Genomic DNA, 7,914 nt, shown 5'->3' with positions numbered 1-7,914 from the left:
CCCGACTTCGAGACCAGGCCGATACGGCCGGCGCTGGTGATGTCGGCCGGGATGATCCCCGCGTTGGAGGCGCCGGGACTGATCAGCCCCGGGCAGTTGGGCCCGATGATCCGGGTCCTGCCGCCCGCCGCCCGGGCGTGCGCCCAGAAGGCCAGCGTGTCGTGGACGGGGATGCCCTCGGTGATGACCACGCAGAGGCCGATCCCCGCGTCGACGGCCTCGATGACCGCGGCCTTGGCGAACCTCGGCGGCACGAAGACCACCGAGACGTCCGCCCCCGTCCGGGTGATCGCCTCGGCGACCGTGCCGAACACCGGCACGTTCCGCTCGGCGAAGTCGACCGTGCCGCCGCCCTTGCCGGGCGTGACACCGGCGACCACGTCGGTGCCCGCCGTGAGCATCCTGGCGGTGTGCCGTCTCCCCTCCGCGCCGGTCATGCCCTGCACGACCACCTTGCTGTGGCCTGTCAAGAAGATCGCCATGCTTGCCACTCCCTCTCCGTGCTCGCGTGCCCTCCGTGGGCGGGACCGGCGGGCTCGCCGTGTCCGATGGTCGGCCCGCTCATGCGGCGGCGAGCCTGGCCGCCTCCTCGGCGGCGCCGTCCATGGTGGTGACCTGGCGGATCGCGGGGTGCCCGGCCTCGGTGAGGATCCGGCGGCCCTCCTCGGCGTTGTTGCCGTCGAGCCTCACGACGATGGGACGGCTCAGGCCGCGGTCGCCGAGCAGCCCGAGCGCGGAGACGATGCCGTCGGCCACCGCGTCGCAGGCGGTGATGCCGCCGAAGACGTTGACGAGGACCGACCTGACGTCGGGGTCGGAGAGGATGATCTCCAGGCTGTTCGCCATGACCTGCGCGGACGCCCCGCCGCCGATGTCGAGGAAGTTGGCCGGGCGGACCCCGCCGAAGCGCTCCCCGGCCTGGGCGACGACGTCGAGGGTGCTCATCACCAGCCCCGCGCCGTTGCCGACGACCCCGACGCGGCCGTCGAGCTTGACGTAGTTGAGGCCCTTGGCCCTGGCCCGCGCCTCGAGGCCGCCGTCGCCGGGCCCGGTGGTCAGGGCCGCGTGCTCGTGGCGGAAGGCCGCGCCCTCGTCGAGGCTGACCTTGCCGTCGAGGGCGAGGATCGCGCTTCCCGCCGTCCACACCAGGGGGTTGACCTCGACCAGCAGGGCGTCCTCCTCCACCATGACCCGCCAGAGGCGGACCAGCACCTCGGCCACCGCGCCCTGGAGGTCCGGGGGGAAGCCCGCCCGGGTCACCAGCTCGCGCGCGGCGTCCTCGTCGATCCCGGTCAGGGGGTCGATCGGCATCTTGACCAGCGCCTCGGGCCTGGTCGCGGCCACCTCCTCGATGTCCATGCCGCCGTGGACGGAGGCCATGGCGAGGAAACACCGGTTGGCCCGGTCGACGAGGTAGGCCACGTAGTACTCCTCGACCGGGATCGTGGCCGTCTCCACGAGCACGGTCTCGGCGATGTGGCCCTTGATGTCCATGCCGAGGATGTGCCGGGTCTCCTGCTCAGCGGAGTCAGGGCCGGGGGCGGGCCGCACGCCCCCGGCCTTTCCCCGGCCGCCGGTCTTCACCTGAGCCTTGATGACCACCGGGCCACCGAGGCCGGCCGCGATCGCGCGGGCGTCCTCGGGAGTGGCCACGACCTCGCCGGTGGGGACGGGGACCCCGTGCCGCGCGAAGAGCTTCTTCGCCTCGTATTCGAACAGGTCCACGCGACCTCCCTGGATACGGTTCTTGTAGACGGTATACCGTATGGAAATCTAGCCGTCCAGGCCTCGACAGGGACTCCGGCGACGGATATTCCATACGGTATGGAGAAGACGCAGCTCGTAAGAGACTGGCGGGGACGCGATTACCTCGTCGGCGACACCCCGCAGGATCTGATCAACCGTCCCCGGTCGTGGATGTTCTGGCTCCCCTGGGCAGCCATGGCCTCCATAGGCGCCATGCAGTACGGCTACGCGGCGGCGGTGCCCGCCCTGGCGCAGGCGCGCGGCTGGCCGCTCGCCTCGACCCTGGCGCCGCTGGCCGTCTGGATCGTCTGCCAGGCCGCCGTCGCCCTGCCCACCGTCCTGTTGCTGCGGCGCGGTGCGCTCGGGATCCGCGTCGCGCTGTGGGCAGGCGCACCGCTCAGCGCCGCGGCGCTGCTCACGACGGCCTTCGCCCGCGACCTCCCTGCGGTCCTCGCCGGTTACGCCCTGCTCGGCGGCGTGGGCGCCGGCCTGGTGTACGGCTCGTGCACCGAGGCCGTCGCCCGCTGGTACCCCGAGCGCCCGGCCGCGAAGGTGGGCTTCACCACCGGCGCCTTCGCCTACGGCACGGCCCCGCTCGCGGTGGCGGCCGGCCTGTTCGGGGCCCCGGGGAACACGGGGAGCGCGGGGAGCGCGCTCCAGCCGCTGTTCGCCGTGGCGGCGGCCGTCGCGCTGGTCGCGGTGGGCCTGGCGGCGACCTTCGTCCGCCTGCCGCCGCCGCACTGGTGGCCCACCCACATCGACCCGCGCGCCTGGGCCGACGACCGGATCGCGCTGCGCAGGGAGCCTCGGGCCGTACGCCAGTTCTCCCTGAGCCAGGCACTGCGGACGAGCTCACTCCCCATCCTGGTGTCGATCCTGGTCTGCGCGGGAGCGGTCTCCATCTTCGACGTGGTCGCGCTGGCGACCTTCGGCGGCCTCTTCCCCTGGTTCCCCTGGTTCCCCTGGGCAGCGGTGGCCCTGCTCCTGGTGCTCAACGGCGTGGGGCGCGCCTGCGCCATGCTCGCCGCCGAGGTGACCGGGCGGGGGCGCACGCTCAGCGCCGTGCTGGCCCTGCTCTGCCTGGGGCAGCTGCTGCTGGCATGGGGGGCGGTGACCGGATCGGCCGTCATGATCCTGGTGGCTACGGTGCCCGCCGGTCTGGGCGGGGGCGCGTTCTACCCGCTCATCGCCAGCCTGGTCCGCGAATACTTCGGCGAGAGGCACACCGCCTCAATCCACGGCGTGGTCTACAGTGCGAAGGCGGTCGCCGGGCTCGTCGGGATCGGCCTCGCCGCTTGGGCCCTGACCTCTTCCGGCCACGCCGCGGCGTTCTTCCTCGCCGCGGGCCTGGTGCTGGCCGCCGCGGCCCTCAGCGCCACGCTGCGCCAGCCCGGTCATCCGGTCACGCTTCCCGGATAAGCGATGATGTGATCAGACTCACCACGGACACCCTGTTCAAAACTGTATACTGTAGGCAGTCGACAACAGACAATGGGCTGGCCGGACGAGGGGCCGCCATATTTTCTCATCCTGGAGCTGAAGAGACATGGTGCGGTCGGAACTGGCGAACTCGGGAGCGGCGCCCAAGATCCCGCGCCCGACCACTCTCCGGGAGAGCGTTTTCGAGGCGATCCTGGAACTCATCGTGAACGGGAGCCTCAGTCCTGGCCAGCACCTCGCGGAGAGCGAGCTCGCCGAGCTGCTCGGCGTGTCGCGCCAGCCGGTCCGCGAGGCGCTGCAGATGCTCAGCGGCGAGGGCTGGGTCGATCTCCGTCCGGGCCACGGGGCGTTCGTCCACGCGCCGACCGTGCAGGAGGCCGACCAGCTGCTCGCCGTACGCGCTCTGCTGGAGACCGAGTCGGCGCGGCTGGCCGCACTCAACTCGGACGCCGCGGGCGTGGCCCGGCTGCGCGAGGTGTGCGCGCGCGGGCTCCGGGCTCTGGAGGCGGACGACATCGACACCTCGGTGGCGGCCAACTCCGAGTTGCACGCGCTGGTCACCGAGCTGTCCGGCAACGCGGTGCTGGCCGAGCTGGCCTCGCAGGTCTCCCGCCGCGTGCGGTGGTATCACACGCCGGTGGCCCGCCAGCGCGGCCGGGACTCCTGGGAGGAGCACGACCAGCTGATCAACGCCATCGAGGCACGCGACGAGGTCAGGGCCGCGGAGATCATGCGCGACCACACCGAGCACACCCGCTCCTCCTACCTGGAGCAGCGAGCCTCGGAGCCCGTCGAGCCGGAGGAGCCCGCGCCCGCCGCCCGCCGCCGGCGCCCGCGCTCACTCAGCGCGAGCTGACCCTCCGTCCCCTCGGCGCGAGCCGACCCTCCCGGGCCGGCGCAAGCCGATCACGACTCCTTCCCCTCCTGCTCGCGCCGGTCCGATCCGGCGCGAGCCATCCCCTCCCGTACGGGTTCGGCGCCGGCTCGATCCGGTGCGGGCCGATCACCGCGAACCCTCTCGTGCCGGTCTGATCCGGCACGAGAGGATCTCGCGCGTCCCGGTCCCGCAAGGCACGTCCGGGAAAGCACGTCAGAAGCACGTCAGAAGCACGTCCGGGGAAGCACGGAGGAACCCGTGCGGACCGGCACCCGAACCTCCGCGGACCGGCGTCGGCGAATCGAACGAACCGGCGGCGGATAATCCGGCGGATCGGCACCCGCCAATCCGTACGGGCCGGTAACACCCGATCAGTACCGGCCGGAAAAGCGCGGGCGCCCCGCGCGAACCCGCACGGAATCCCGCCCCTCCCGGGCCGTTCCCGCATGGTTCGAGCAGCTCACGGGCCAGTTGACACAGAATTCACGACTCGCCTGTTTGAGTGAAACACCCAGGGCAGATACTTGAAGAAAGAATTGGTGGTGATGATCGATGAGAGCGTTTCTCAACAGGTTCCGTTTTCTCATCTCCGCACCGGCGGGCCATTCCGCCGACGGCCGGATGATGGGGCTCGGCCTCGCGACGGCCATGCGGAAGTACGGCTCGGCGGAGAACGCCGAGCGTCATCTGCGTCGCTGGGCGACCGAGCAGCGAACCGACGGGATCGACATTCCCAAATGAGCGAGCGGGAGGTCCCCACCGGGGAGACCACCCGCTCGCGACGGCCGGCCGCGCCTCAGCCGTCCGCGTGAGCCTCGCTCCGCCTCGCGGCGGGGTCGAGGGCTGCGTCGGAGGAACCGGGAGGGTCGGCCACCGGGTCCGGGGAACCGGCGGCCGGATTCTCCGCGGAGCCGTTCTGGTCCGCCGGCGTGCGACCGCGGTCGCCTCTCGACTTGAGGAGGCTGGCCACGGTGGTGACTGCCAGCGTGCCGACGATGACCCCGAGGGAGACCAGGATGGGAATCTCCGGGGCCCAGGGGACGCCGTCGTGGTGAAGCGCCTCGAAGATGAGCTTGACGCCGATGAAGGCCAGGACGATCGACAGGCCCTTACTGAGATAGACCAGGCGGTCGAGCAACCCGCCGATCAGGAAGAACAGCTGCCGCAGCCCCATCAGCGCGAAGGCGTTGGCGGTGAACACCAGGTAGGGCTCCTTGGTAAGCCCGAAGATGGCCGGGATGGAGTCGAGGGCGAACAGCAGGTCCGTGGTCCCGATCGCCACCATCACGATCAGCATCGGGGTGACGGCACGGCGGCCGTCGACCATCACGGAGAGCGACGAGCCATGGTAGTTCTCCGTGGTGGGAACGACCCGCCTGACCGTGCGCAGCGCGATGTTCTCGGAGAACTCCGCCTCCTCCTCCTCATGACCGATGAGCTTCCACGCGGTGTAGATGAGGAAGGCGCCGAAGATGTAGAAGAGCCAGTCGAAGCGGGTCACGGCCTCCGCCCCGGCGGCGATGAAGATGCCGCGCATGACGAGTGCCAGGACGATGCCGATCAGGAGCACCTTCTGCCGGTAACGGTCCGGCACCGAGAAGCGGCTCATGATCAGCAGGAAGACGAACAGGTTGTCGACGCTGAGGGAGTACTCGGTGATCCAGCCGGCGAAGAACTCGCCGCCGTACGACGGCCCCGTGACCACCAGCAACCCCACGCCGAAGGCGATGGCGAGCGACACGTAGAAGATGACCCAGAACGTGCACTCCCGGAACGTGGGCTTTCGCGGATTGCGCGCCACGAGGTAGAAGTCGATGGCGAGCACGAGGCCGAAGCCGGCGATCGTGACCAGCCACACCCAGGTGGGAATGTTCAACGCGCTCCTTTCCGTGCGCGGCGGCGTTCCTTGGCGAGCCACAGCGCCTCAGCGTGCTCGACGTAGGCGGCGAGGAGTTCGCGCGCCTGCGGGTTGCGCTCTCTCAGGCGCATCAACCAGTGGGGCATGAGCCTCTCGTGCAACCAGAGGAAGCCGATCGCGAAGCCGAGGCTCACCATGGCCTGGTAGGCCAGGAATCCCGCCACCCCGCCGGGCAGGCTGACGTGACCGAAGACGGCCAGGCCGGTGATCGTCTCCTGGAACAGCCGGGCCAGGGGGAAGCCGGCCAGCCAGTACAGACCCGCTGGGGCGAACAGCCCCGGTCTGAACAGGTTCTGGCCGAGCAGAATGGAGTATCCGGCCCCGAGGAGGCCCAGGGGAAGGGCCAGCGTCACCGCGGAGATCGCGGCCCAGCCGGCGGGCTGCCCTGCGAGCAGGGTCAGCCCCCCGGCCATGACGCCGGCGACGGCTCCGATCAGCACCCCGGGAAGGGCGAGTTCAGCTTGTCGCATCGGCACGGTCTCAGCCCACGACCACACCGAAGGCGAACAGGCTGTAGAGCAGCATCCCCAGATAGAAGACCGCCCCGAAGCCGATGATCAGGTTGGTCCAGATCTTCGGCCGGATCGGTTTGGGCAACATGCGGTTGTTCACCAGCAGGAGCGTCACGCAGTAGGCGCCCATGGCGAACGTGGACAGGAACGCCAGCGTGTCGAGAATCCCGCTCGGGCCGTCGGCCGGGCCGAACAGCAGGATCAGGATGCCGAACGCGATGACGCCCCACAGGAAGGCGGCGTACAGGCGGGACATGCCGAGCTTCTTCGCACCGCGCACGAAGTGGAAGCTCATGTCCGCCTGACCCCGGGAGAAGGAGTCGAACAGGCCGAGGGTGGCGTTCAACCCGATCAGCGCGATGAAGCCGAGGAAGACCCCGCCCAGCACCGAGCTGCCCGCCGAGGCGAAGGAGTCGGCCATCGCGTTCAGCGCCGCCTCCCGCTCCCCGGACTCGATCACGGCGCGGACGCCGGGGGTGTTTCTCGCCGCCGCCTGCGCGATCACCGTGAAGGAGACGGTGACCAGCATCGTGATGCCCCAGAAGAGCAGGAGCGCGTCGAAGGTGACCCAGCGCCGCCACCCCTTCCACTTGCGCATCTCCTCGGGGTTGTCGGTGTCGAACATGAAGCCGCGCGAGGGCATGGCCTCTTCCTCGCCGGCGTGCCGGAGACCCCGGACGGCGGGGATGTGGGCACCCATGCCGGCGCCGGAGTCACGCAGGTGCAGGGTGTACCACATCTGCTGCATTCCGGACGGTCCGGCGAAGGCGATCGAGCCCACGATCACCGGGAACCAGGCCTCCGAGAGCGCCTGCTGCGGCAGGTAGCCGAAGGCGAACATCCCGGTGACCGTGCTCGTCACGTCGCCCCAGGTGCCGACCATGGCCGCCACCACGGCGGTCCCGACGACGAGCGCGCCGATCAGGATCGACAGCACGTTCTCCAGCAGGTTGTAGATCACCTTCGCCAGGCTGAAGACGACGCCGACGAGTATCAGCCCCGCGACGGCTGTGATCACCCATGGAATGCCGGTGATCTGCTCGAAGGCGGCGGCCCCCGCGGACAGGTGACCCGGCCAGATGTAGACGAGGATCGCGACGGCGAAGAAGAACCACATCAGGGGCTTGAAAACCCGGGCGGCGCCGAAGAAGATGCTCTCCCCCGTCGCCATGGCGTATCGGGCCATCTCCAGCATGACCACGGCCTGGAGGGTGACGCCGATGAGGAACAGCCACCGGATCTCCGGTCCGAACAGCAGGACCAGCCGAGGCCACATGTACGACTCGCCCATGCCCACACCGAGCGCGACGAGGAACACCGTCGGCCCGAGGATGTGGATCGACGGGGGAGCGTCGGGCAGGGTGCGTATGGGCATCGGCTCCAGCCCGCCCGCCCGCCATACTTTTTCTTCCTGGCCGGAT

At 70.1% G+C, this 7,914-nt stretch carries 7 protein-coding genes and 1 pseudogene; 3 read left to right on the top strand and 5 right to left on the bottom strand.

Features of this window, described 5'->3' with window-relative positions; genetic code table 11:
* Both ACTOQ2_RS11825 and sucC read right to left on the bottom strand, forming a co-directional pair.
* Nucleotides 1-482: pseudogene (locus ACTOQ2_RS11825) on the bottom strand (succinate--CoA ligase subunit alpha); the annotation flags it as partial.
* 79 nt (nucleotides 483-561) lie between these two features.
* Complete coding sequence (sucC, locus tag ACTOQ2_RS11820) at nucleotides 562-1,725, bottom strand: ADP-forming succinate--CoA ligase subunit beta (RefSeq protein ID WP_440099672.1); 1,164 nt, start codon at nucleotides 1,723-1,725, stop codon at nucleotides 562-564.
* A gap of 99 nt (nucleotides 1,726-1,824) precedes the next feature.
* Between sucC and ACTOQ2_RS11815 the strand changes: the two genes are divergently transcribed.
* The 3 genes from ACTOQ2_RS11815 (at nucleotide 1,825) to ACTOQ2_RS11805 (ending at nucleotide 4,804) form a co-directional block, all read left to right on the top strand.
* Nucleotides 1,825-3,165: an MFS transporter gene (locus ACTOQ2_RS11815; protein WP_440099671.1), complete on the top strand. Its 1,341-nt coding sequence runs from the start codon at nucleotides 1,825-1,827 to the stop codon at nucleotides 3,163-3,165.
* Between the two features lie 127 nt (nucleotides 3,166-3,292).
* Complete coding sequence (locus ACTOQ2_RS11810; protein WP_440070056.1) at nucleotides 3,293-4,042, top strand: GntR family transcriptional regulator; 750 nt, start codon at nucleotides 3,293-3,295, stop codon at nucleotides 4,040-4,042.
* Nucleotides 4,043-4,615: 573 nt separating this feature from the next.
* The gene (locus ACTOQ2_RS11805) at nucleotides 4,616-4,804 is read left to right on the top strand and encodes a hypothetical protein (RefSeq protein ID WP_440099670.1); all 189 of its coding nucleotides are present in this window, start codon (nucleotides 4,616-4,618) and stop codon (nucleotides 4,802-4,804) included.
* Between the two features lie 55 nt (nucleotides 4,805-4,859).
* Here the strand turns inward: ACTOQ2_RS11805 and ACTOQ2_RS11800 are convergent, their stop codons facing one another.
* From ACTOQ2_RS11800 to ACTOQ2_RS11790, 3 genes are read right to left on the bottom strand one after another with little or no spacing between them, the layout of a single operon-like run.
* Nucleotides 4,860-5,939, bottom strand: a complete 1,080-nt coding sequence (locus tag ACTOQ2_RS11800; protein ID WP_440099669.1) for a TerC family protein — start codon at nucleotides 5,937-5,939, stop codon at nucleotides 4,860-4,862.
* Entirely contained in the window at nucleotides 5,936-6,451 is a 516-nt protein-coding gene (locus ACTOQ2_RS11795) for a hypothetical protein (RefSeq protein ID WP_440099668.1), read from the bottom strand. The genes ACTOQ2_RS11800 and ACTOQ2_RS11795 overlap by 4 nt, the downstream gene beginning before the upstream one ends.
* 10 nt (nucleotides 6,452-6,461) lie before the next feature.
* Entirely contained in the window at nucleotides 6,462-7,868 is a 1,407-nt protein-coding gene (locus tag ACTOQ2_RS11790) for an Nramp family divalent metal transporter (RefSeq protein ID WP_440099667.1), read from the bottom strand.
* Nucleotides 7,869-7,914: the final 46 nt, after the last annotated feature.

Origin of the sequence: Streptosporangium sp. H16, from assembly GCF_051918855.1 — a bacterium.
Taxonomy (GTDB): domain Bacteria; phylum Actinomycetota; class Actinomycetes; order Streptosporangiales; family Streptosporangiaceae; genus Streptosporangium.
Note: the sequence above shows the minus strand (reverse complement) of the source record. Positions and strands in the feature narration are given on the sequence as shown.